Here is a 21,897-nt window from a genome sequence, read left to right as displayed (position 1 = left end):
CTGTGTGGAGCAAAGAGAATTTTTCCGTCAAAAAATCGCAGCTTTTTGACAGGAGCAGACGAATTCTTTGAGTTGGTTCATTTTTTTCAAAGCATTTCTTAAGCCATTCGCCCTTTGATTGCTTGTTTTTTGGAATATGGTAGAATAGGTCGCATAAGTTTAGATCACTCAAGAAATGAGAGAAAAGCGAGGATGCAGCGTGGCAATGAATAAAGTGGTTCTTACTGGGAAAATCGCAGCGATGCCTAGTAAAGAAGCGTTTGATGCGGCGGACGATCAGGGCGTACGTTTTGATCTTGTCATTGTATCTCAATGGCAAAACAGTGAAGAAGTGCATCATGAATGGTTTGCTTGTGTCGTTCATGGGAAACAGGCAGAGACCTTTTTACGGTATACTCAAAAAGGAGCAAGTATCAAAATCAACGGACACTTGCAAGGCTGTCCGTATGAAACAGCAGAAGGGCAAAGATTTTGTGCGGCAGAAGTGGTGGTGGATACCTTTCAAATTTTAGAGTTAGCAGAAGAACCAGCGACGCCTTTTCCTAAAAAGCGACCATCGACACTTGATGAAACGACGCAAACAAAGTCGATCCGCAATGAAAAAGATCCCCTAAAAACACAGATGCTGGAGTTTTTAAAAGACAATCGATTATTTTAATGACGAAACATGCGGAAAGCCACGGCTTCTCGCATGTTTTTTTACGTAGAGAAAGCATTGGCAAAATTCAACTATATCTGACTAGCGGTGTTCTTTATTGCGAATCAAAGAGGCGGTTGAATAGAATGGTGATTGTAATAAATGATCGCGAAAGTGAAAATAGTGTTTCACAAAAAGTGCCGATTGGTTTAGAATAGTTGAAACATATCTTGAGGGAAAAAGTGGCGCTTGCCTTGTTCAACTGCTAGATGCCGCTTTTTTCTGAAAAATTCGTTAATCAGGGAGGGATGTCGATGGGCAAACCAATTATAGGGATCGCTGCGAATGAAGTGCAAGATGCTGGCGATGTGCTGCATCATTTGCCGATCGCCTACACACCATTAGGGTATGTGCGAGCGATCCAGCAAGCGGGCGGACTGCCATTGCTCTTGCCAATCAGTGAACCAGCTATAGCCAAGGACTATGTTTCACAGATCGATAAACTGGTGTTAGCTGGTGGACAAGATGTTTCACCCAAGTTTTATGGGCAGGAGGCCCATCAGGCAACTGGAAGCGGCTTTTTGGCACGGGATGAGTTTGAACTGGCGCTGATCGATGAAGCGCTGCTGCAAAAGAAACCAATTTTTGCGGTTTGTCGGGGGATGCAGCTGGTCAACGTGGCCTTTGGGGGCACGCTGCAGCAAGACATCAGTACCTTCAGTGAGATCATTCATATGCAGGCGCCGATTCCGAAAGAAGTGCCGACCCATGCCATCGCGACGGCTGAAAAAAGCATGTTGGCTCGTGTATACGGTCAAAAAACAAAGGTCAATTCCTTTCATCATCAAGCGGTGGATCGATTGGCTCGTCCATTGCAAAAGACAGCTTGGAGTCCTGATGGCATCATTGAAGGCATTGAACACGTGGATCAGCGCTTGTTGGCGGTTCAATGGCATCCAGACTTTGCCTATGATGCGCTTTTACAAGAACAAGCGGTTTTCAAGTATGTCGTTGATGTGTTGTAAGAAAGAGGGTCACGCAAGGAGGAGAAAAATGAAAAAGAAAATGATTGGTATCACTGCTTTCACAGTATTGGTTTTAAGTGCCTGCAGTACCACGAGTCCCACGACGGATTCTGGACAGCAAGAGGAGCAAGGCGCTGTTGCGCAAGAGATTCAAGTGTCAACCGCGGGCGCCTTATCGACCCTTGATAGCGGGCAATACACGGATGTCAACAGTTCCGATATGATCGGACAAGTGGCAGAAGGGTTATACCGTCTGGATCAAGAGGGGGATCCTGAGCTTGCGATGGCCGCTGAAGAGCCTACGGTATCAGAAGATGGACTGGTTTATACCTTCACCATTCGTGATGCAACATGGAGCAATGGCGATCCTGTTACAGCGGATGATTTTGTCTACGCCTTTCAATATGTTGCCAATCCAGAGAACGGTTCTAGCAGCAGCAATCAAATGGATGTGTTGAAAAATGGCAGTCAAGTACGTCAAGGAGATGCTGAGGTCAGTGAGTTAGGTGCCAAAGCATTGGACCAGCAGACGTTAGAGCTGACATTGGCAAGTCCAATCTCGTATTTGGATCAGATTCTGGTCGGGACACCTTTTATGCCAAAAAACCAAGCGTTTGCTGAAGAAAAAGGTGCCGATTATGGGTTATCAGCGGAAAATTTTGTTGGCAACGGCCCATTCTTGATCGAAGGGTGGAACGGAACCAATGAATCATGGACGTTAACGAAAAATCCTGATTATTGGGATGCTGAGAATGTCCAATTGACCAAGATCGACGTGCAAGTAGTGAAGGAAACGGCAACTGGTGTCAGCCTTTTTGAAACAGGAGAACTGGACTACACCACCTTAACGGATACGTACGCACAGCAATACCAAAACTCAGCTCAAGCCAACTATGTGCCAAAGGCGCTGGTGGGGTATTTAAGTGCCAACCAAAAACGAGAAGTCACAGGCAATGTCAAGGTACGTCAGGCGATTTTACAAGCTATTGACAAAGAGGCATTTGCTGAAAATATCTTAGGTGATGGGTCCACTGCATTAAACGGCTTTGTGCCAAGCAACTTTGCCAAAGATCCTGAAACAGACCAAGATTTTCGTGAAGAAAATGGCGATTTACTGCCGTATGATCTAACAGCCGCACAAGCGCTTTGGGCACAAGCCAAAGAAGAGTTGGGACAAGACGAGATCACTTTGGAACTGTTGTCAGCAGATACAGCAGCAGCCAAGAAAACCATCGAATTTGTCCAAGGACAGTTAGAAACCAATTTGCCTGGATTAACCATCGATGCCAAGTCGATTCCTTTACAAAACCGCTTGGACTTGCAATCCCAAGGTGAATTTGATCTCGTCTTCGGGACTTGGACACCAGATTACGCGGACCCGATCAACTTCTTAGAATTTTATGATTCGACAGGTGGCTTGAATACCTCTGGGTATGCTAGTGAAAGGTACGACCAAGGGTTACAAGAAGCACGGACGACTTTAGCAAACGATCCAGTTGCCCGTTGGGACTTATTGAAAGAACTCGAGAAACAATTGATCGTTGAAGATACAGCCGTCTTGCCGTTATATCAAGGAGCGGTAGCGTATTTGAAAACAGATCGTTTGCAAGGAGTGCAAGTGTTTCCTTTTGGACGAACAGTATCCTATCGCCTAGCATCTGTCTCAGAATAAACAGGAAGTAAGAAAACAGAGGAACTTTTTTTCAACCAAGTGTGCTGACCAAACAACGCTTGTTGAAGTGAGGGGCATCTGTTTTTTTATTTTGCCAAATTCCTTGCAACGCTTAGGATAAACCGAGAATTCGTTTTCAAAAAATAGTTGTAAAAAACGAGAAATTGAGAAACGCCTTTTTAGAAAAGTCAATCTTTTTGAAAAAAAATTAATAAAAATTGTTGCATTCTCAGAAACTTATCTGTAAAGTGTTAGGTGTAGTCAGCAAAAATAAAAAGAGAAGGAGGGATTACGATGCAAAAAGTATTTGATAAAAAAACAACCAAATTGAATAAAGTGAATCCCTCATTCGGTAACCATTAGTGTACAGATAATGTCTATAATAACGACGTTTATGCTCTGTCCTTTTTCCGAAGGGACAGAGCTTTTTTGTGTACTTTTTTAGAATGTGAGGGATAAAACATGAAGTATGTATTAAAACAATTAACAACGTATTTTAAAGAACATAAGGTGCGCTATACCTTTGTATTCGTCTTTATGGTGATCGCTAGTGCGATGTATGTCGCACCGATCTATATTCTGCGCTTGTTCATCGATGCGTTGATTCAAGATAATTTTGATTACTCCGTACTGATCCAATATGTGAGCCTCTTCGCGGGAGCTATCTTGTTAGGATATTTGGCGGAATTTGTTTGGACGTTTAATTTATTTATTGGTTCCTACGATCTGCAAAAACAATTACGGGAACAATTGATGAGCCACTTTCTCAAAATGGGGGCGCCGTTTTACCATCGTTTCCGAACAGGTGATTTAATGACTCGTTCCAGTGACGATGTCCAAGTGATGGGGATGACCATTGGGTATGGACTGATGGTTTTCTTAAATACTAGTTTGTATCTAAGTTTTATCGTAGCGATGATGGCTGGGACGGTTTCTTGGCTACTGACCTTGATTGCCTTGATTCCAATGCCGCTTTTAGCCTATTACATTTTCAAATGGGGCTCGCAAGTCGATAAGGCGTTTACGGAAGCGCAGAATTCTGTTTCTGAGATGAACAGTGAAGTGCTGGAGATCATTGATGGCATTCGGGTCGTCCGAGCTTATGGACTAGAAGGAGCCACCACGGAACAGTTTCAAAAGAAAACACTGGAAACACGAGCGAAAAACAATATCGTTTCTGAGATCGATTCCCGTTTTGGGCCGCTGATTACCATCATCTTAGCGATCAGTTTCGTGATGAGCTTTGGTGTGGGGGCGTTTCTTGTTGCCAACCAAACGATCACCATCGGTGCGATGGTCTCTTTCCAAGTGTACTTGACTATGGTCGTTTGGCCGATGATCTCAGCAGGAGATCTTGTGAATGTGATGCAGCAAGGTGCCGCATCCTGGCGTCGGATCAATGAAGTGCTGCAGACGGGGGATGAATTAGAAACGCCAGGCGAAGCCGACCTGCAAGCCATCAATACGATCCGTTTTGAAGCATACCATTTCCAATACCCGCAAGCAGCTCGTTATGTGTTAGAAGGACTGGATTTGACGATCACTCGTGGAGAAGTCTTAGGGATCGTTGGGAAGACCGGCAGCGGAAAAACGACGCTGCTAAGACAATTCGGTCACCGCTATCCATACTCTGATCAAGTCCCCTTGATCAACGAGCAGCCGTTGACGGCCTATCAAACAACAGCAGTGCGCAACCACTTTGCAGAAGTACCGCAAGAACATACCTTGTTTTCACGAACGATTCGCGAGAACTTGTTATTCGGGCAACCAGACGCTTCCGAAGAAGTATTGTGGGAAGCACTGGAAGCTGCTTGCTTTAGCGAAGACATCAAGCGGATGCCAGAAGGGCTCGAAACGGTCGTCGGTGAGAAAGGAGTTTCCCTTTCTGGTGGACAAAAACAACGCTTGTCCTTAGCACGGGCGTTTTTACGAAACAGTGAAGTCCTCTTACTGGATGATGCCCTTTCGGCAGTTGATGCCAAAACGGAACAAGCCATCATCACGAATTTGAAAACGATGAAGCAGGCACCGACCTCCATCATCGTGACCCATCGATTGTCCGCCATCACCGAAGCGGATCAAATCATCGTCTTAGAAGACGGTCGGATCACACAACGTGGTACCCATCAGGAGTTGATCGAAACGCCAGGCTGGTACCAAGAGCAGTATTATCATCAACAGTTAAAGGAGGACGATACGAGTGTTCTCAACGATTAAACGTTTGCTCACGTATTTGAGCTATTATAAAAAACAATTTATCGTGGGTGCGATCTTGCTGTTGCTGGCTGCAGCGCTCGAACTGACTTCCCCACTGATTGCCAAGCAGCTGATCGACCGAGTGATGACACCGGCGGTTAACAGTAGCAATTTAGACACGATGCTTTTGATCCAATTACTCGCTGGGTATTTGCTGGTCAATTTGATTGGTTCCCTCTTTCGTTATATCAGCTTGCTGCAATTGCGAAAAATGTCCAACAGTATCGTCAAAAAAATGCGGGATCAGCTTTTTGACCATATGCACAAATTACCGGTTTCTTACTTTGACCAGATCCCAGCAGGTAAAGTCGTCGCACGAATCACGAATGACACTGAAGTCTTGCGGTCGAATTTCTACGTGATCGTGATCAGTAATTTGTTAAGCAACATCATCCAAATCATTGGGGCGTTTATTGCATTGTTTCTTTTGAACCGCACCTTAGGAGCAGCGATGCTGATTTTGATCCCGATTTTAGGAATCTGGCAGCATTTTTATACCAAATATGCCTCCCGTTACAATTTAGCAATGCGGGAATACATCTCACAAATCAGTGGGCAGTTGAATGAATTTGTCCAAGGAATGGCGATCATCCAAGCCTTCCAACGAGAAAATCAGTTGCAGAAAGAATTTAATGAAACAGTAGAGAAATGGTTCAAAACTGGACGTAAATACCTCTTGCTCGATTCAAGTATCGCTTGGGGATTAGGCAACTTGTTGCGAAATTCAACGATCTTGATTTTGATCACGACCTTGGCCGCCTTTTTCCTTGATGGTCGCCTGGCGATCTCAGCAGGCTTGCTGTATGCCTTTATTGATTACATCAACCGCCTGTATGATCCCATCGAAGGGCTTGTCCAAACCATCACCAATGTGCAGCAATCATTAGCTGCTGGACAGCGGGTCTTTGAGTTTGCTGATCAGCCGGTTGAAAAACAACAAAGTGAGCAGCTGACTGTTACGAATGGCGATGTTTCTTTCCAACAAGTGACCTTTGGCTACGACCCTGAGCAAGCGATCTTGCACGATATCAACTTTGACGTTGCCGCAGGAGAGACCATTGCTTTAGTTGGTCATACTGGTTCTGGAAAATCGAGTATTTTGAACCTGTTGTTCCGTTTTTATGATCCGCAGCAGGGAAAAATCGTTGTGGATGGACAAGTGATCGCTGATTATGATCGTCATAGTTTAAGAGATTCAATGGCGATCGTCATGCAAGATCCCTATCTATTTACTGGAACGATCGCCAGCAACATCGGGATGAACGATCCAACGATCACCGAAGCGATGATTATCGATGCCTTGAAGCAAGTCGGCGCTGACTACCTTTTGAGCCGCTACGAAAAAGGCATCCATCATCCAGTCGTTGAAAAAGGCAATGAGTTTTCTAGTGGAGAACGCCAGCTGATCAGTTTCGCCCGTGCGCTGGTGTTTGATCCAAAAATCTTGATTCTGGATGAAGCGACGAGCCATGTGGACACTGAAACAGAGTCCATCATTCAAAAGGCGATGACCGTCTTGCAAAAAGGACGGACGACCTTCATGATCGCTCACCGTTTGTCAACGATCAAACAAGCCGATCAAATCTTGGTCCTAGACCAAGGGAAGATCGTGGAACGGGGAACCCATGCGAGTCTTGTCCAAGGGCAAGGAATCTATCAGCAAATGTATCAAATGCAGGCAGAGCAGCTGTAATCAGCGGTGATTGCCGACAACAGTAACCGTAAAAGAAAATCCTTGAGCCTCCTGCATGGGAAGTGGCTCAAGGATTTTTTATATAATGCGAAGGTGCAGCCAATCATCTATGGGGAGTAGGAAGAGGAGGCCTTCGCTTATATATCAGTAGGAAAAGCGGCAAGGTGTTGTCGTAATTTTGTTAAGAAACGCTCGCCGATCACTGATAATGGGCGATCGTTCTTTTTAATGAGGATGATCTCACCCTCGGACGCGTCGATCAAAGGAAGAAAAGCCAAGCCTTGGCGTTCTGGTTGGGCAACGATCCCCGAGCCGGTTCCATAAAGATCCGTCTGCTGTAATAGCTGGACCATTGTGCCTCGATCGCTGACATGCACCACTTGAGGGCTTTGAGCAAAGTCGATCAAATCCTCGGAAAAGAACGAATAGCGTTCATCTTCTTGCAAAAAGCGTACTTGCGGATAAGGCGCAAGATCCTTTAAGGAAAGCTGCTTTTTTTCTGTCAAGGGATGAGTCGCTCGTAAAAAGACATGGGGGCGAAACCGTCCCAACGCTTCGAAGGACAATTGGGCGCCTTGTAACAGTCGTTCCAATCCTGCTTGGTTTTGCTCATTCAAATAAAGAACCCCAAATTCACTTCGATATTGCTGCACGTCCGTGATCACCTTTAAGGTCGTGGTTTCTAATAGGCGAAACTGGCGGCAGTTGGGAAATTCCTGTAGCAGTTCACTGAAAATTCCAGCCGTGAAATCATAGTGCTGGCTTGCGATGGCGAAGGTTTGACTCGCTGCTTGCTTGCTGGAATAACGCGTTTGCAGCTGCGCCACTTGACTCAAGATCGGCTGGGCATGGTCTAGAAATTCCGAGCCTTCGGCAGTCAAGCGGGCACCTTGATTCGTACGCTCGAAAAGCTGGACCTCCAATTCTGCTTCCAACTCTTTCACGGCTTGGGAAAGACTTGGCTGTGAGAGATACAGCCGTTTGGCTGCTTCACGAAAACTTCCATGGTCAGCGATCGCTTGCACGATCCGCATTTGTTGAATATTCAATTTTTGACCTCCTTTACAAAGATTCAGACGGAAAAAGGGTTCACCAATCAATAGTAGTCAGTTCTTTTCCTTCTATAATAGAAGCTTCTTAAAAAATAAGACGACAGTTGCTGCTTATTGCTACTTGTGAAGCGGTTATTGCAATTCTTCAGGAATAAACCAATAGCCCGTTTGATTCTCTTCTGCCAGCAGTTCTTTAAAGGCTTCAGAACGATATGCTGCCACCACTGCCTGTGCCCAATCACTGTCTTGGTTGGCTTCTTTGACCGTTGCCACCAGTTCATACTCTTGCAAAATGTCTTCACTTAATAAGCTTTCCTCTGCAGCAATTCCAGCACTATAAACGATGCTGCCGGGAATCACCGCATAGTCTAAGTCTGCTAAGCTGCGGGGGATTTGCGCAGAATCCATCTCGACGATATCCAGGTTATAAGGATTGTCAGTAATGGTTCTTAACGTCGCGTCAATGGGCGCCACTTCGGGGTCAAGTTCGATCCAGCCAGCTTTTTGCAGCAGCAACAGGGCACGAGCGCTGTTTGACGGATCATTGGGAATCCCGATGGTATCGTTTGCTTCAATCGCTGCTAAATTGTCCTTTCTGCCAGGATACAAGCCAGCTGGAACGGTAGGGATCGGTGTGATACCCACCAAATCGGCACCCGTGTTTTCATTAAAGTTCTCTAAATAGGCGGTATGCTGATCCACGTTTAAGTCGATTTCGCCATCGTTCAGTGCAATGTCTGCTTCCAACACCCCAGTAAAGCCAATATCGGTCACGGTATAGCCAGCTTCTTCTAAAATCGGTTTGATTCCCTGAAGAAACAGCTCGCTGTAAGGTCCTGGTGTCGTACCAACTCTGATTTCTGTCTGCTGTTCTTCGGCATTTCCGGTCACTTCTTCTTGGTTGCCACAGCCCGTAAATAAGACCAAGGACAACAGACCAATGCCCATACCTAATCGAATCCTTCGTTTCATACCTCTTCCTCCTTTTTTATAAAAAAAACCTTCCCAAAGACAATTCTTTGGGAAGGACGATCATTTCGCGGTACCACCTTCATTTGTTTTTTGTTGAAACAAAAAACCTCAGTCAGTTCATCAAATAAACTGCATTGCGCTATCGGGCTTTCTCCGTCGGGGATTGTTCGTCCACGAATGCTCAAAGGTCATCTTCGGATCGTCTTCCTTACTCGTTTCCACCAGTTCCGAGCTCTCTTGAAAGAAAGGGGGGATCGTACTCTTCTTCTCACTGCATGTGTATGAAATTAGTAGTATCTTAGAACAAGATGAGAAAGTTGTCAATTGCTTTCGTGATAGGTGATTCCAATCACTACGCAGGTAGTAGGGGAACAAATGGGGAAGGGTAAGAATAGATCAATAAGGCAGGAAAAGCAGATGAATGGTCGAAATCGCTTGGTTGGGTTAGAATCGAAGCACAAAACAAAAAAAGAGGCGAGGAAATGAAATTACTTTTGATTGGACATACCGGCACACTTGGGCAGCTTTTAGTTGAAGGCTTTCAGCAGCTACCAGAGGTGGAGCTGATCACGGCTAGCCGTAGCAGCGGCGATCATCAAGTCGAAATTGCGGATGCAGACAGTGTCAGCCAGCTATTTGCAGCTACTGGGAAAGTGGATGCCATTGTTTCCGCTGCGGGAAGCACAGTGTTTAAACCCTTTGAGGAATTGACGCCAGCAGATATTCAACAGTCGGTGGCTTCGAAGCTGCAAGGACAAGTCAACCTTGCGTTGATTGGCCAGCATTTTCTCAATGAAGGCGGCAGTATCACACTGACTTCTGGAATTATCAAAGACGAATTTATCCCAATGGGCACGCCTTCAGCACTGGTCAACGGCGGTTTAGAAGCCTTCGTGGCATCGGCAGCTTTTGAGATCGGTCATGGGGTACGAATCAATGCAGTCAGTCCCAATGCACTTGTGGGCTCTTGGGAAACCTTCGCCGATTCTTTCAAAGGCTTTATTCCCGTTGGTGACGCACCCGTTTTTGCAGCGTATCAAAAAGCAGTCTTTGGGATCATGACTGGCAAAACCTTCACCGTTTATTAAGAAAAAGCAAAAGTAGGAAAAACCGCCAAATCAAAGCTGACTTGGCGGTTTTTGTTCTGCTGAAAAAGAAGTAGCAAGCAGTTAAGAAGAGAGCAATTGGGTTTTCAGCTTGGGCATTTCTGCTTTGAGTTGTTGGCGAGCAAAAGCCAAGTCATTGATCCAAGAAGCAATCGCTTCTTTTTCTAAGAACAGAGGCATTCGATCATGGACTGGTTCAACAGAATCGTTCGCGGCAGTCGTTAGAATGATTGATTCGGTTTCGATCTGATCCTCTTTTTGAAGGATGCGATAAAAACCAGCGGCATAAATCACGTGATCTTGCGAAAAGAGAAACTTTTCCTTTTCATGATTCCATTCATAGAAACCAGACATCGGAAAGACACAGCGATGCTCTTGGAAAGGTTTGCGAAAAGTCGGTTTTTCTTCAACGGTCTCAGAACGGGCATTGATCATCAAATGCCCTTTTTTAAAGCCGGTAAAGCCCCATCTTGTCACACCAGCTACAACTTGTTGTTGTTGATTTGCACCGATGGTTACGACATGATTGGAAGGGAAAACATCATTGACAGCGACAGTCTGTTGGCGCTTGCGGGCTTTCGCCGCGGCTTCTTGATAATATTCTGACAATTCGCCAGTTGTTGGGTCAAATAAGTATCGGCCGCACATGGACGGGTCACTCCTTTTTTTGGATTGGCTGGTGCCTTTGTTTCAGTATAAAGACTCAAGGCGTCAAAACCAACTAACTTGCTTCACTTCTCGATTCAACAAGAAAAGGAGCTTAAACATATGTAAAAAGTCAGGAGTATTGCTTGATTTGCTGGAAATCAGATAACAAAAAAAGGCAGTCACCTACTGAGGTTGACAGCCTTTTTTATTCTAGTTGGTTAGCCAATTTTTTTAACTCTCCCGCCGATTTTATTTGCGAAACGTTCAGCATCTTCTCTGCAAGTATAGGTTAATGCAATTGTTTTGTCCCGTGTTCTTTTTCCTTCGGCGGTTAGATAACCATGAAAGATTTTAATCGCATACAATAGATAAACACCTCCTTATCCTTGGTAATAATAACAAATTTATCGCTTACATTCAAGGGATATAGTAAAAGTTTATTTTTTGTTAGTTATTTTATTAAGAATTTATTCAAAGGTTTAAAAAACGATTGAAGGAGAAAGTAAGGGGTGATGGAATAGACCAATGTTTGCTGTTAAAAGGAAAAAAACTCCAAGGAAAAAGAGGCATGTTTCTGAATTTCCATCAAATAAAGAAACTGGCAACCGCTTAAATTATTCTTTTGCTGCGCCAATCGAATAGACCAATCCACGCGAATCAAAATGGCCGAAAGAAAACCTATGATAAAGCATAGCTGCCAAGCAGGGAATCCATCGTAAGGGATAGGGGCAAGTACGAAAAGGGAGAGTGGTCCAAACTAAGCACCTGTTTCTGTATTTTTTTATCAAAGAAAAACACCAGACCTTGTACTTTCACAAGATCTAGTGTTTCATCAGTTGCCCCGATAAACAAATTGCCCATCAAATACGGTCGCTTCAACAGTCGTTTGAAGCAATTCTTCGGCAGTCAAAGGCAAGATATTTTGGGACAAAATACAAAGATCGGCTAAACAGCCAACTTCTAATCGACCGATATCTTGCCGACTCAAGGCTTTGGCGGCGCCTGCGGTGTGGGCATAGAGGGCATCGGCGATGGAGATTTTTTCTTGTGGCATCAATCCGCCTGCTGGCTGGCCGTTTTTTTCCTGCCGAGCAACCGCATAATACAGCGAGTCTAAAGGAGTCACGTCGATCACGACTGGCGTATCAGTCCCAAAAGCCAAGGTTGCGCCTTGCTCTAGAAAGGACTGAAAAGGAAACATTTGACTGGCACGCTGAGGGCCTACTTCTTCATCGAGGGTCTCATAACCGACTAATAAATGGCTAGGCTGTACGGAGAGTACCAGTTGTTCTTGGCGAACTAGTGGCAGATCAGCGGCATCCATCACTTCCAAGTGTTCCAAAGTATTGGCTTTGCCTTTAGAAAGCGGGTGAGCAGCAGCACTTTCTTGATAAAAGAGGAGTGCTTGTCGAATCGCTTCATCACCGATGGTATGGATGCGCATCGGCCAGTCTTGCTGGTTGGCTTGTAAAATAAAGCGGCGCATCCGTTGAACATCGATCAACGGCATCCCGACATCACCAGCAAAATACGGTGTTTCATATTCCTCTTTTAAAAAAGCCGTGTGCGTACTCGTCACACCATCAAAAAATTGTTTGACGCCGCCCATTTGTACTTTTTCGGAGCGATAAGTACGGTAAGTTTTTTTCAGTTGCGTGATGTCTTCTCGCATGGCTGGATAAAAGACAGCGCGCAAGGTCGCTTCTGCTTCTGTTTGCCGATAAAGAGTGGGGTAGACCAAATCGTCCCAGCTTTCTCCTGTCAAGGCAACATCACCGATCGTCGTAATGCCGTATTGATTGAGCTGCTTCATATAGGTCAGAAAGGCAGCAGGGCTTTGTGCTTGGAAAGACTGTAAGACCTTTGCTAAATAATGAATGGCGATCGCTTCTAAAAAGCAGCCGCTTAATTGTCCGCTGTTTTCGTCAAGCAGTGCCTCGCCGCTGATCCCTGCTGGTAAGTTCTCAGGTGTGATCCCTAAAGCAGCGATCCCTTGGCTATTCAACCAAATACTGTGGGCATCACCTGAAATCAGCATGACAGGCGTGTCGGCACAATAGTTGTCGATCGAATCTTTCGTCGGGTAGACTTGCTGACCGAAATCACTGCTGAACCAGCCGATGCCGATTTTCCATCCATGAGTGATGGGCAAGGCGGGCACTTGCTGGGCAACGGCTTCTTCTGTCACTCCCGTAAGATGGGTCAGTGCCCCTTGATGGAGTAATGCGGAAAGATAAAAATGAACATGAGCATCAATAAAGCCTGGAATGATCATTTGTTCTTTGAGATCAATGACCTGGGTGTCTTCAGCAAGTGTTGGCAGCGCTGAAAGAGGACCTACAGCCGTGATTTTCTGGTCTTCTATCAGGAGAAAGCCCGCAAAAGTCGTTTTCGTTTTGGTATCAAAGATGTGTTCAGATTTTAGTAATAGTGACAATTATAATCCCAACTTCCATTCAAGGAAAAGGTCGTTATAAAGCTCAACCGCTTCTTTTCCTAAGTATTCATAATGTTCCATTTGTTCCATCGCACTTGGCTCAGGGTAGAAAGCCTTGTCAGCAGTCAGTTCTACTGGCAGCATGGCTTTGGCCGTTTCACTCGGCGTGGCGTAGCCCACGTATTCGGCATTTTGTGCGGCATTTTCTGGTCGCAGCATAAAATTGATGAAGGCGTAGGCTCCCTCAAGATTGCCAACGGTTTTCGGGATCGCAAAATTGTCTGTCCAAATCGCACCGCCGTCATTGGGAACGATATAGGTGACGGCAGGATTTTCCGCCATCACATAAGCGGCATCGCCCGAATATCCGATTCCTAAAGGGGCATCGTTGTTGATCATCAAGGTTTTGATCTCGTCGGTCAAAACTGCTTTGACATTGGGACGGATACTTTCCAGCTTCTTCAAGGCTTTGGTGACCTTGGTCGGGTCTTTTTCATTTTGGGAAAGACCGAGCGTCTGTAACGCGATTCCTAAGGTTTCGCGAGCACCATCCACCATCAATACATCATTTTTAAATGCAGGGTCCCATAAATCACTCCAGCCATGGATCGAAGAAACATCAACTTCTTCAGTATTTGCCATGATTCCGATCGTGCCCCAAAAATAGGGGATCGAGTAGGTATTGTCAGGATCAAAGGCTTGATCCATCAAAAAAGGCGACAGATCTTCCGTTCCCGTCAATTTCTGATGGTCTAAAGGCACTAACAGTCCTTCTTCGATCATTTTCGGAATGATCGATTCGCTAGGGAAAACCAAATCATAGCGCGAGCCGCCTTGTTTGATTTTCGTTTCCATCGCTTCGTTGGAGTCAAATGTATTATAAATCACTGAGTAACCAGTCTCAGTTTCGAATGTTTTGATCAATTCGGGGTCAATATATTCGCCCCAATTGTAAATAATCACTGTATTTTTGTCGGACGACGTTGCTGCCCCCGATTCTTTCGTTAACACCGAAGCACCTAAAAACAGCAACGCGGTGATGCCGATCACACCGCCAAAAAATACCCACAACCTTTTCAATTCATCAATTCCTTCTTTCTCTACAATTTCGTATTTCTTGAGTAGCGTAATTGATTTTTAAAGAAAAGGCAATAAAAAAATGAAGAAAAAATAAACCCGTTTCTTTCAAGGCTTTGAAGGAGGAACGGCCAGGTGGCTGGGGCAGTTTCCAAACATATCATTTGTCAAATTCCCTCCTTTTGCCTAAGCTAGGGAAGTGAGAAATCAAGGGATGGAAAAACAGGAACCTCTCTTTGATGAAGAATGAATGTAAGGAGTGAAGCATCAATGGAAACACGTGCTGTCGTTATTGAAGCCTATGGTGGAAAAGACCAATTAAAAGAAGCAACGGTCCAATTACCAGAATTAAAACCAAATCAATTATTAGTCAAAGTTGCCGCAACATCCATCAACCCGATCGATTGGAAATTAAGAGAAGGCTATTTAAAACAAATGTTTCCGTGGGACTTCCCAATTATTTTAGGCTGGGATGTCGCAGGGGATATCGTAGAAATAGGTGCTGACGTGACAGAATTCAAAGTTGGTGATGCGATCTATGCCCGCCCTGAAACGACTCGTTTTGGGACGTATGCTGATTACGCCATCGTGGATGCTGAGTTAGCAGCGATCAAACCAGAAAACCAAAACTACGCAGAAGCAGCTGCAGTGCCATTAGCTGGTTTGACTGCTTACCAAGCGTTGTTTGAACACGGTCGTTTAAAAGAAGGGGAAAAAGTCTTGATCCATGCCGGAGCAGGCGGAGTTGGTACCTATGCGATCCAACTAGCAAAAGCAGCTGGCGCTTACGTCATCACGACGGCTAGTCCTCGTAACCATGAGTTATTGCAAAAACTTGGTGCCGATGAGATCATCGATTACCATACGACAGATTTTGAAGAAGTCTTGCAAGACATCGATTTGGTCTTTGATACGATGGGGGGCGACACCCAGAAGAAAAGTTTCACTGTCTTAAAACCTAAGGGCCGTCTGATCTCAATTTTGAGTATTGAAGACGAAGACTTGGCAAAAGAAAAAGACATCTTCGCCAAAGCAATTTGGTTACGAACCAACGGCAAACAATTGGCAGAATTGACAGAGCTGATCGAAGCAGAAAAAGTCAACAGTGTCATCGGTGCAACCTTCCCATTGACGGCACAAGGAATTTACGATGCCCACGCATTGAGTGAGACACACCATGCAGTCGGCAAGATCGTTATTGAAAATCAAGACAATTTCATCAGCCAGGACGCAGAATAAAGGAGGCTGAACCGATGCGCTTATGGCATGAAGCGCTGATACCTGCTTTGCCTCGGCAGCAGCTGTTAGGCCAGCATCGTGAAGCAGCAGCCTTACGGGGGCTAGGCTGGGGTAAGAAGCACGCAACCGTCGATTACGTTTTTACCCATCCGCCCTATAAATTGTTTCAATACCATCAGTTAGTGCTGGATGAAATGACCTATCGAGGCTATCGGCCAGCACCTGAATGGTACGATCCAGCGTATCGTGGCAAAAATCTGCCGCTGGAACCCTCCGTTCAAGCTGTTCCTTTGACTACGCCGATCTATCCAGAACATGATGAAGCATACTTGGAAGAATGCTTAGTGAATCTCCATAGTAAAGGGATCTATCTTTAAAGACCAAACACTTTCCTGAATTTTTGTTCGGGAAAGTGTTTTTTTGCTTTAAAATTGGCAACTTACAAAAAGTAAGCATATTGTTCGCAACTTTTTTTGTTCCTTGTTATAGTGAGAACAGAGAATCAGTAATGAGAAATGAGGAAAAGAAAATGACCATCAATCACAGAAATCTTGAATTTGGGTTAGATACGTTTGGCGATCTAGCCTTTGATGATACAACGAAAGAACGGATCAGTTATAGCGAATCGTTGCGCAATATCGTGGCAGAAGGGAAATTAGCCGATGAAGTCGGCATCGATGTCATTGCCTTAGGGGAGCACCATCGGGAAGAATATTCGATCTCAAGTCCTGATACGGTACTAGCGGCTTTAGCGATGGTTACCAATACCATCAAATTAGGTACCGGTGTAACTGTCTTGAGTTCGGATGATCCCGTGCGGGTCTACGAACGGTTTGCGACCGTTGACGCGTTGTCGAACGGTCGTGCACAAATCATGCTGGGACGAGGATCTTTTACTGAATCATTCCCTCTATTCGGCTATGACTTGCAAGATTATGAAGAACTATTTGAAGAAAAAACAGCGATGTTTAGTGAACTGAGAAAAGGCAAACCATTAACTTGGGAAGGCAAGTTCACGCAATCCTTAAAAAATGCCGACGTTTTTCCAAAAATCGAGGGACACCAATTAGATACCTATGTAGGTGTCGGTGGAACCCCTGAATCGATCATTCGTGCCGTCCGTTATGGGTTTCCCGTTATGTTAGCGATCATCGGTGGCGAGCCTGCTCGTTTTGCGCCCTATGTTGATCTGTATAAAAAGGCAGCGCAGCAATTGGGGCAACCGATTTTGCCAATCGGCATGCACTCCCATGGTGTGATCGCCGACACCGACGAAGAAGCCTATGAAATCGGCTGGAACTACATCAAAAAGAGCATGGACAAAATCGGTCTTGATCGCGGCTGGCCAGCCATGAGCAAAGAGCGCTTTGACTTTGAAGTCGAACATGGATCTTACTATGTAGGCAGTCCAGAAACCGTGGCGCAAAAAATCGCCCGTATGATGCCGCAAGTCGGTGTAGAACGCTTTGATCTGGTTTACGGTACTGGCGGACAGCTGCAAAAAGACCGTTTCAAAACGATTGAATTGTATGGAACCAAAGTGATTCCACGGGTGAAAGAATTGTTGGCAGCAGGTGATAGCAATGCCTAAAACCATCGGTATTTTAGGCGCAGGCAAGTTAGGCTTAGCACTCGCAAATCTTGGTGCCCAGGCGGGCTATCGGGTCTTGATCGCCAGTACGAAGCCAGCAGAAAAAATCGCCTTGTCCGTTTCTGTGTTGGCTCCGGGAGCGATCGCAAAAAATGCCGTTGAGGTGATGACAGAAGCCCAAACGATCCTTTTGGCAATCCCATTGAGTAAGTACCAACAGCTGCCAGCAGAAGCTTTGGCTGGCAAGCTAGTGATCGATGCCATGAATTATTGGTGGGAAGTCGATGGCAAAGAAACAGAATACTCATCCATCGAGCAGACTTCTTCGGAACGTGTGCAACGCTATTTTTCCCAAAGTAAAGTAGTCAAAGGATTCAATCATATGGGGTACCACGATATCCAAGAGGAATCCTTGCTGACGAGAACGGCTGCTCAAGGAACTGCCAAAAAAGCCATCGCCATTGCTGGTGATGACCAAACCGCCCTCGATCAGATAGCAGAAATCGTTGCTGCCTTCGGCTTTGATCCCTTTCCTATCGGTGCTTTAGCTAATGGCATCATGTTAGAACCCGGCAGTCCTTTCTTTGGTGCCAATCAAACCAAAGAGGGATTGACGGCATTGATGAAGGCGTTTTGGAGCAGTGAGAAAGGGCAAGCGTTTCTGGCGCGTCCTTCCGCTGTGAGTAACAAGCAGCAGGTTCCTCAGTAAAAGAGCCGGCTCCACGTACGGCTGGATACGATAAAAACAACCCTCTTCTCAAAAAAAGAAGAGGGTTTTTCCCATCCAGTCAAATCAGCACGTGGTCGCTAAAAAATACAATGTGATTGTTACGATTGTGATTCGTAAGCAGTGGTTGTTACGTTTACGTCTCTGCCAGACGTTCCATAGTGTACATATTAGCCTGTACCTGCTTTGTGCTCGCCTTTGACACCCACCCATGTTTGTTAAAGATCGACTAGCCAGTTGGTTTGTTGGATCTTTCCATCTAATTCTCGCAGCTGTTTGGCGGTCGTATTCAATTGCTCCGTTAGCGTTTTTGTATCGATCGTGCGCACCAGTCGAATTTCGTTGCGACCCATTCGGGGAGCTGCTTTGGTTTCATCCAGTGCTTGCGTAAGCAGTGCATGCTTGCGGCGCAGCTGTTCTCGCTGTTCTAGTGCTTCCATCAGCAATAACGCACTATCTGCTAAAGAGGCAGTCGCATTTTTCCGATTGATGGCTACGACTAATTCTGAATACTGTTGATTGATCTCATCGTATTCCTTGAACAATTCTGTGATACTACGATCCAAGGTATCGCCTTCTTGGACTAACACACTGCTAGAGATTTCGTTGCGCAATTGAAACAGACGATTGTTCAAATCTCGTCTTAAAAGTAACGCTTCTGCTAATTTCATTTTGGCACACTCCTTTTTACAAATGAGAAGGCTTATCTAGTTCTTATCCTAGAGAAGAACGTGACGAAAGGCAAGCAAGACGCAAAACAAGCTCTGATAGAAAAATCATAAAAAACTGAATATTCGCAATTCTTGTTGACTTCCAAAAACACCAATAGTATACTTTAAAACAATCATGAAATAGACAAAAAAACGTCATTTACCTGTTTTTTAGATAAAAAGAAAGACGATGAAGAGAAGAGTAGCTTTGGAATCTGTTAGAAGAGAACCCGGATGGTGAGAAAGGGCAGCAGAAAAAAAGTGAAGATGAGCTCTGAGTGATCTGATTTGTTCACGCAAATCAGACGGAAAGCAGCCGTTACCGTGCCAAGTATCTTAGCGTACTGTTGAGGTGCCATTTGTGAGAATGGTGCGAAAAAGGGTGGTAACACGAAAATCTCGTCCCTTTGTTTGTCAAAGTTGATAAGCAAAGGGATGAGGTTTTTTCTTTTTATCGTTGAATGCGTTTTTTGCTGTCATGAAAAACACTTGCGTTGGTTGCGCAATCACATAGGAGGAAGAATGAAAATGATCTGGAAGAAGCGTTTATTGGTTGCAGCAGGAGTGATTGGGTTGACCCTTTCTGGCTGCACGACAACAGGAAATACCGAGGGATCAGAGGCTGAAACTAACGGTGCGCCGAATCAAGCGATTGCGGTGAGTCTACCAGCTGAGCTGACGACTCTCGATACGACCCAAACGACGGATAAAGCAACGTTTACCATCGTACAACATTTATTCGAAGGGCTCTACCGTTTCGATGAAAACAGTGAACCAGTTCCAGGCTTGGCAGAAGGAGTCGAAATCAGTGAAGATGGCAAAACCTATACCTTTACTTTGCGAGATGATGCGAAGTGGAGCAATGGCGAAGCGATCACTTCGGCTGACTTTGCTTATGCGTGGAAAAAGTTAGTTGATCCAGCAACGATGGGACCAAACGCCTATTTGTTGGATAATGTAGTCAATAGTAAAGACATTCGTGAAGGCAATGCAGACGTAGAAACGATTGGTCTGGAAACCCCAGATGACGCGACCTTTATCGTACAGTTGGAGCAGCCGCAGCCTTCGTTTTTATCCTTGATTTCCATCGGCTGGTTGGCACCGCAAAATCAAGCCTTTGTTGAAGAAAAAGGCGAGACCTATGCCCGGACAAGTGAAGATTTGTTGTATTCTGGTCCCTTTACTTTAACCGATTGGCAACAGACAGGAGACGAGTGGACGCTAGTGAAAAACGACCAATACTACGATGCTGATGTCGTTCAATTGGAGGAAATCAAAGGCTCCACCATCAAAGAAGAAAATACGGGGATCCAATTGTTTGAAAGCGGCGACCTTGATTTGCAAAAAATCAGCGGGATCTACGTCCAACAATACGGGGACAATGAAGAACTAGTTACGCAAAACGATGTGGCGAACTTTTTCTTAGACTTCAATAAAACCGCCAACGATGCCTTAGCAAATGTTCATGTGCGTAAAGCAATCGCGTTGGCGATCGACAAAGAAAGTCTCGTGGATAATGTGTTGAACGATGGAGCGAAAGTTTTAAATGGATTGATCCCTACTGGCTTAGCTGCGAATCCAAATACTGGCGAAGATTTTCGAGCATATAGCGGTGATTATAATCTGTATGATTTAGAGGCTGCCAAGGAAGAGTGGGAAAAAGCCCAAGCGGAAATTGGTGAAAGTACGACGCTGCGTTTATTAGTGACAGATGATGACAATGGTCAAAAAATCGGGGAGTACTTGCAAAGCCAACTGCAAGAAAACTTGCCAGGCTTGTCGATCTCCATCAACAAACAGCCACGTGCCAGCTTAAATCAATCAAGAGCAAATAGTGATTATGAGCTTTCCGTTTCTGGCTGGATCGCTGGAAGCAGTGACATGGATATGTTCTTTATCTTATACAAAAACGGCGCTTCCTTTAATTACGGCGGCTATGTCAATGAAGAATATACGGCGTTGACGGAAGATGCGCGCACCGTTCATGCCAATGACCCCGATCAATATTTTGAAGATTACAAAGCGGCAGAAGAAATTTTGTTGGAACAAGATGCTGCGCAAGTCCCTCTTTACCAAAGTGCTTCAAATTATTTGATCAAATCAAATGTTAAAGACATCCAATTCCCAGCTTATGGTGCGCATTTCTTTTTCCGCACCGCCTATGTTAGTGAATAAGGGGAAAAATAGTTGAATGAAACGCGCATGTTTATTCGATGAACATGCGCGTTTTGCAACAAAAAAAGCAGTTCAGAAAGCTGAACTGCTAAATGCGGAAGATGGGAGTTGAACCCACACGAGATAAACTCACACGCGCCTGAAGCGTGCGCGTCTGCCATTCCGCCACTTCCGCATAAGATAAAGATAATCCTTTCTAGGAAGAAAATCAAGTCCAATCTCACAAAAAGGAGCCCGCCAGCGGGGACTGGCGGGAAGGAGTAAAAATGAAAAAGTGTTAGGGTTGTTCGTTGGTATGCATTTATAATAGCGGGAAAATGTGAAAAAAAGTTGACGAATCAAACAGAATTCCGAGAAGAAATCGCCAAGAAAAAGTGAAACCATCTAGAACAGTCAGAAGGCAAAAAGGAGCCCGCCAGCGGGGACTGGCGGGAAGGAGTAAAAATGAAAAAGTGTTAGGGTTGTTTGTTGGTATGCATTTATAATAGCGGGAAAATGTGAAAAAAAGTTGACGAATCAAACAGAATTCTGAGAAGAAATCGCCAAGAAAAAGTGAAACCATCTAGAACAGTCAGAAGGCAAAAAGGAGCCCGCCAGCGGGGACTGGCGGGAAGGAGTAAAAATGAAAAAGTGTTAGGGTTGTTTGTTGGTATGTATTTATAATAGCGGGAAAATGTGAAAAAAAGTTGACGAATCAAACAGAATTCTGAGAAGAAATCGCCAAGAAAAAGTGAAACCATCTAAAACGGTCAGAAGGCAAAAAGGAGCCCGCCAGCGGGGACTGGCGGGAAGGAGTAAAAATGAAAAAGTGTTAGGGTTGTTTGTTGGTATACAGGTATCATACCGAGAAAATATGAAGAATTTTCGAGTGAAATTTAGA

Annotated in this window: 18 protein-coding genes, 1 tRNA gene and 1 other annotated feature; of the genes, 11 read left to right on the top strand and 8 right to left on the bottom strand. The window is 44.9% G+C overall.

Annotation, left to right across the window (positions count from 1 at the left end):
- The first annotated feature begins 175 nt into the window (after positions 1 to 175).
- From ssb to IGJ15_RS11455, 5 genes are all read left to right on the top strand, one after another.
- Positions 176 to 658 (top strand): single-stranded DNA-binding protein, encoded by a 483-nt coding sequence (gene ssb, locus IGJ15_RS11475; protein ID WP_034695396.1) that lies wholly within the window; start codon positions 176 to 178, stop codon positions 656 to 658.
- A gap of 293 nt (positions 659 to 951) precedes the next feature.
- Positions 952 to 1,662: a gamma-glutamyl-gamma-aminobutyrate hydrolase family protein gene (locus IGJ15_RS11470; RefSeq protein WP_010747687.1), complete on the top strand. Its 711-nt coding sequence runs from the start codon at positions 952 to 954 to the stop codon at positions 1,660 to 1,662.
- 28 nt (positions 1,663 to 1,690) lie between these two features.
- Complete coding sequence (locus IGJ15_RS11465) at positions 1,691 to 3,334, top strand: peptide ABC transporter substrate-binding protein (protein WP_010747688.1); 1,644 nt, start codon at positions 1,691 to 1,693, stop codon at positions 3,332 to 3,334.
- 462 nt (positions 3,335 to 3,796) lie between these two features.
- A complete protein-coding gene (locus IGJ15_RS11460; RefSeq protein ID WP_010747689.1) occupies positions 3,797 to 5,551 on the top strand; it encodes an ABC transporter ATP-binding protein in 1,755 nt (584 codons plus the stop codon).
- Positions 5,535 to 7,283, top strand: coding sequence for an ABC transporter ATP-binding protein (locus IGJ15_RS11455; protein ID WP_060791748.1), 1,749 nt, complete (start codon positions 5,535 to 5,537; stop codon positions 7,281 to 7,283). The genes IGJ15_RS11460 and IGJ15_RS11455 overlap by 17 nt, the downstream gene beginning before the upstream one ends.
- A gap of 137 nt (positions 7,284 to 7,420) precedes the next feature.
- On the opposite strand, the gene IGJ15_RS11450 is transcribed toward IGJ15_RS11455, so the two are convergent.
- Positions 7,421 to 8,332, bottom strand: a complete 912-nt coding sequence (locus tag IGJ15_RS11450) for a LysR family transcriptional regulator (protein WP_060791749.1) — start codon at positions 8,330 to 8,332, stop codon at positions 7,421 to 7,423.
- 135 nt (positions 8,333 to 8,467) lie between these two features.
- Positions 8,468 to 9,307 (bottom strand): MetQ/NlpA family ABC transporter substrate-binding protein, encoded by an 840-nt coding sequence (locus IGJ15_RS11445; RefSeq protein WP_010747692.1) that lies wholly within the window; start codon positions 9,305 to 9,307, stop codon positions 8,468 to 8,470.
- 49 nt (positions 9,308 to 9,356) lie between these two features.
- Positions 9,357 to 9,588, bottom strand: a binding site (T-box leader).
- 201 nt (positions 9,589 to 9,789) lie between these two features.
- Between IGJ15_RS11445 and IGJ15_RS11440 the strand changes: the two genes are divergently transcribed.
- The gene (locus IGJ15_RS11440) at positions 9,790 to 10,395 is read left to right on the top strand and encodes a short chain dehydrogenase (protein WP_010747693.1); all 606 of its coding nucleotides are present in this window, start codon (positions 9,790 to 9,792) and stop codon (positions 10,393 to 10,395) included.
- An 81-nt stretch (positions 10,396 to 10,476) separates the two neighbouring features.
- Here the strand turns inward: IGJ15_RS11440 and IGJ15_RS11435 are convergent, their stop codons facing one another.
- From IGJ15_RS11435 to IGJ15_RS11420, 4 genes are all read right to left on the bottom strand, one after another.
- Positions 10,477 to 11,061, bottom strand: a complete 585-nt coding sequence (locus tag IGJ15_RS11435) for an SOS response-associated peptidase (RefSeq protein WP_005225388.1) — start codon at positions 11,059 to 11,061, stop codon at positions 10,477 to 10,479.
- A 218-nt stretch (positions 11,062 to 11,279) separates the two neighbouring features.
- Positions 11,280 to 11,426, bottom strand: a complete 147-nt coding sequence (locus tag IGJ15_RS11430) for a hypothetical protein (RefSeq protein WP_005234527.1) — start codon at positions 11,424 to 11,426, stop codon at positions 11,280 to 11,282.
- Between the two features lie 467 nt (positions 11,427 to 11,893).
- Positions 11,894 to 13,498: an amidohydrolase gene (locus IGJ15_RS11425; RefSeq protein WP_010747694.1), complete on the bottom strand. Its 1,605-nt coding sequence runs from the start codon at positions 13,496 to 13,498 to the stop codon at positions 11,894 to 11,896.
- A complete protein-coding gene (locus tag IGJ15_RS11420) occupies positions 13,499 to 14,578 on the bottom strand; it encodes an ABC transporter substrate-binding protein (RefSeq protein ID WP_010747695.1) in 1,080 nt (359 codons plus the stop codon).
- 267 nt (positions 14,579 to 14,845) lie between these two features.
- On the opposite strand from IGJ15_RS11420, the gene IGJ15_RS11415 reads away from it, so the two are divergent.
- From IGJ15_RS11415 to IGJ15_RS11400, 4 genes are all read left to right on the top strand, one after another.
- Positions 14,846 to 15,814 carry an NADP-dependent oxidoreductase gene (locus IGJ15_RS11415; protein WP_010747696.1) on the top strand — a complete coding sequence of 323 codons (969 nt, stop codon included), beginning with the start codon at positions 14,846 to 14,848 and terminating at the stop codon, positions 15,812 to 15,814.
- Positions 15,815 to 15,828: 14 nt separating this feature from the next.
- On the top strand, positions 15,829 to 16,191 hold the full coding sequence (locus IGJ15_RS11410; protein WP_010747697.1) for a TIGR02328 family protein: 363 nt from the start codon (positions 15,829 to 15,831) through the stop codon (positions 16,189 to 16,191).
- Between the two features lie 152 nt (positions 16,192 to 16,343).
- Positions 16,344 to 17,405, top strand: a complete 1,062-nt coding sequence (locus IGJ15_RS11405; protein WP_010747698.1) for an LLM class flavin-dependent oxidoreductase — start codon at positions 16,344 to 16,346, stop codon at positions 17,403 to 17,405.
- Entirely contained in the window at positions 17,398 to 18,114 is a 717-nt protein-coding gene (locus IGJ15_RS11400; RefSeq protein ID WP_010747699.1) for an NADPH-dependent F420 reductase, read from the top strand. Before IGJ15_RS11405 ends, IGJ15_RS11400 begins: the two co-directional genes overlap by 8 nt.
- 236 nt (positions 18,115 to 18,350) lie before the next feature.
- Here IGJ15_RS11400 and IGJ15_RS11395 read toward each other — a convergent pair whose 3' ends face one another.
- Positions 18,351 to 18,803, bottom strand: a complete 453-nt coding sequence (locus IGJ15_RS11395; protein ID WP_010747700.1) for a DIP1984 family protein — start codon at positions 18,801 to 18,803, stop codon at positions 18,351 to 18,353.
- Between the two features lie 561 nt (positions 18,804 to 19,364).
- On the opposite strand from IGJ15_RS11395, the gene IGJ15_RS11390 reads away from it, so the two are divergent.
- Positions 19,365 to 21,017 carry a peptide ABC transporter substrate-binding protein gene (locus tag IGJ15_RS11390; RefSeq protein WP_060791756.1) on the top strand — a complete coding sequence of 551 codons (1,653 nt, stop codon included), beginning with the start codon at positions 19,365 to 19,367 and terminating at the stop codon, positions 21,015 to 21,017.
- Positions 21,018 to 21,110: 93 nt separating this feature from the next.
- Here the strand turns inward: IGJ15_RS11390 and IGJ15_RS11385 are convergent.
- Positions 21,111 to 21,192: transfer RNA gene (locus tag IGJ15_RS11385), tRNA-Leu, on the bottom strand.
- Between the last annotated feature and the right edge of the window lie 705 nt (positions 21,193 to 21,897).

It is taken from the genome of Enterococcus sp. AZ079, from assembly GCF_050547255.1.
Classification (GTDB): Bacteria; Bacillota; Bacilli; order Lactobacillales; family Enterococcaceae; genus Enterococcus_D; species Enterococcus_D casseliflavus.
The sequence above is the reverse complement of the archived record's forward strand: the minus strand, read 5'-3'. Positions and strand labels throughout refer to the sequence as shown.

Excerpts from the sequence above, each read along its gene's own strand:
- IGJ15_RS11440 (WP_010747693.1), top strand. The coding sequence starts at position 9,790 with ATGAAATTACTTTTGATTGGACATACCGGCACACTTGGGCAGCTTTTA.
- IGJ15_RS11435 (WP_005225388.1), bottom strand. The coding sequence starts at position 11,061 with ATGTGCGGCCGATACTTATTTGACCCAACAACTGGCGAATTGTCAGAA.
- IGJ15_RS11405 (WP_010747698.1), top strand. The coding sequence starts at position 16,344 with ATGACCATCAATCACAGAAATCTTGAATTTGGGTTAGATACGTTTGGC.
- IGJ15_RS11465 (WP_010747688.1), top strand. The coding sequence starts at position 1,691 with ATGAAAAAGAAAATGATTGGTATCACTGCTTTCACAGTATTGGTTTTA.
- IGJ15_RS11410 (WP_010747697.1), top strand. The coding sequence starts at position 15,829 with ATGCGCTTATGGCATGAAGCGCTGATACCTGCTTTGCCTCGGCAGCAG.
- ssb (WP_034695396.1), top strand. The coding sequence starts at position 176 with ATGAGAGAAAAGCGAGGATGCAGCGTGGCAATGAATAAAGTGGTTCTT.
- IGJ15_RS11395 (WP_010747700.1), bottom strand. The coding sequence starts at position 18,803 with ATGAAATTAGCAGAAGCGTTACTTTTAAGACGAGATTTGAACAATCGT.
- IGJ15_RS11415 (WP_010747696.1), top strand. The coding sequence starts at position 14,846 with ATGGAAACACGTGCTGTCGTTATTGAAGCCTATGGTGGAAAAGACCAA.
- IGJ15_RS11400 (WP_010747699.1), top strand. The coding sequence starts at position 17,398 with ATGCCTAAAACCATCGGTATTTTAGGCGCAGGCAAGTTAGGCTTAGCA.
- IGJ15_RS11445 (WP_010747692.1), bottom strand. The coding sequence starts at position 9,307 with ATGAAACGAAGGATTCGATTAGGTATGGGCATTGGTCTGTTGTCCTTG.
- IGJ15_RS11460 (WP_010747689.1), top strand. The coding sequence starts at position 3,797 with ATGAAGTATGTATTAAAACAATTAACAACGTATTTTAAAGAACATAAG.
- IGJ15_RS11390 (WP_060791756.1), top strand. The coding sequence starts at position 19,365 with ATGAAAATGATCTGGAAGAAGCGTTTATTGGTTGCAGCAGGAGTGATT.
- IGJ15_RS11470 (WP_010747687.1), top strand. The coding sequence starts at position 952 with ATGGGCAAACCAATTATAGGGATCGCTGCGAATGAAGTGCAAGATGCT.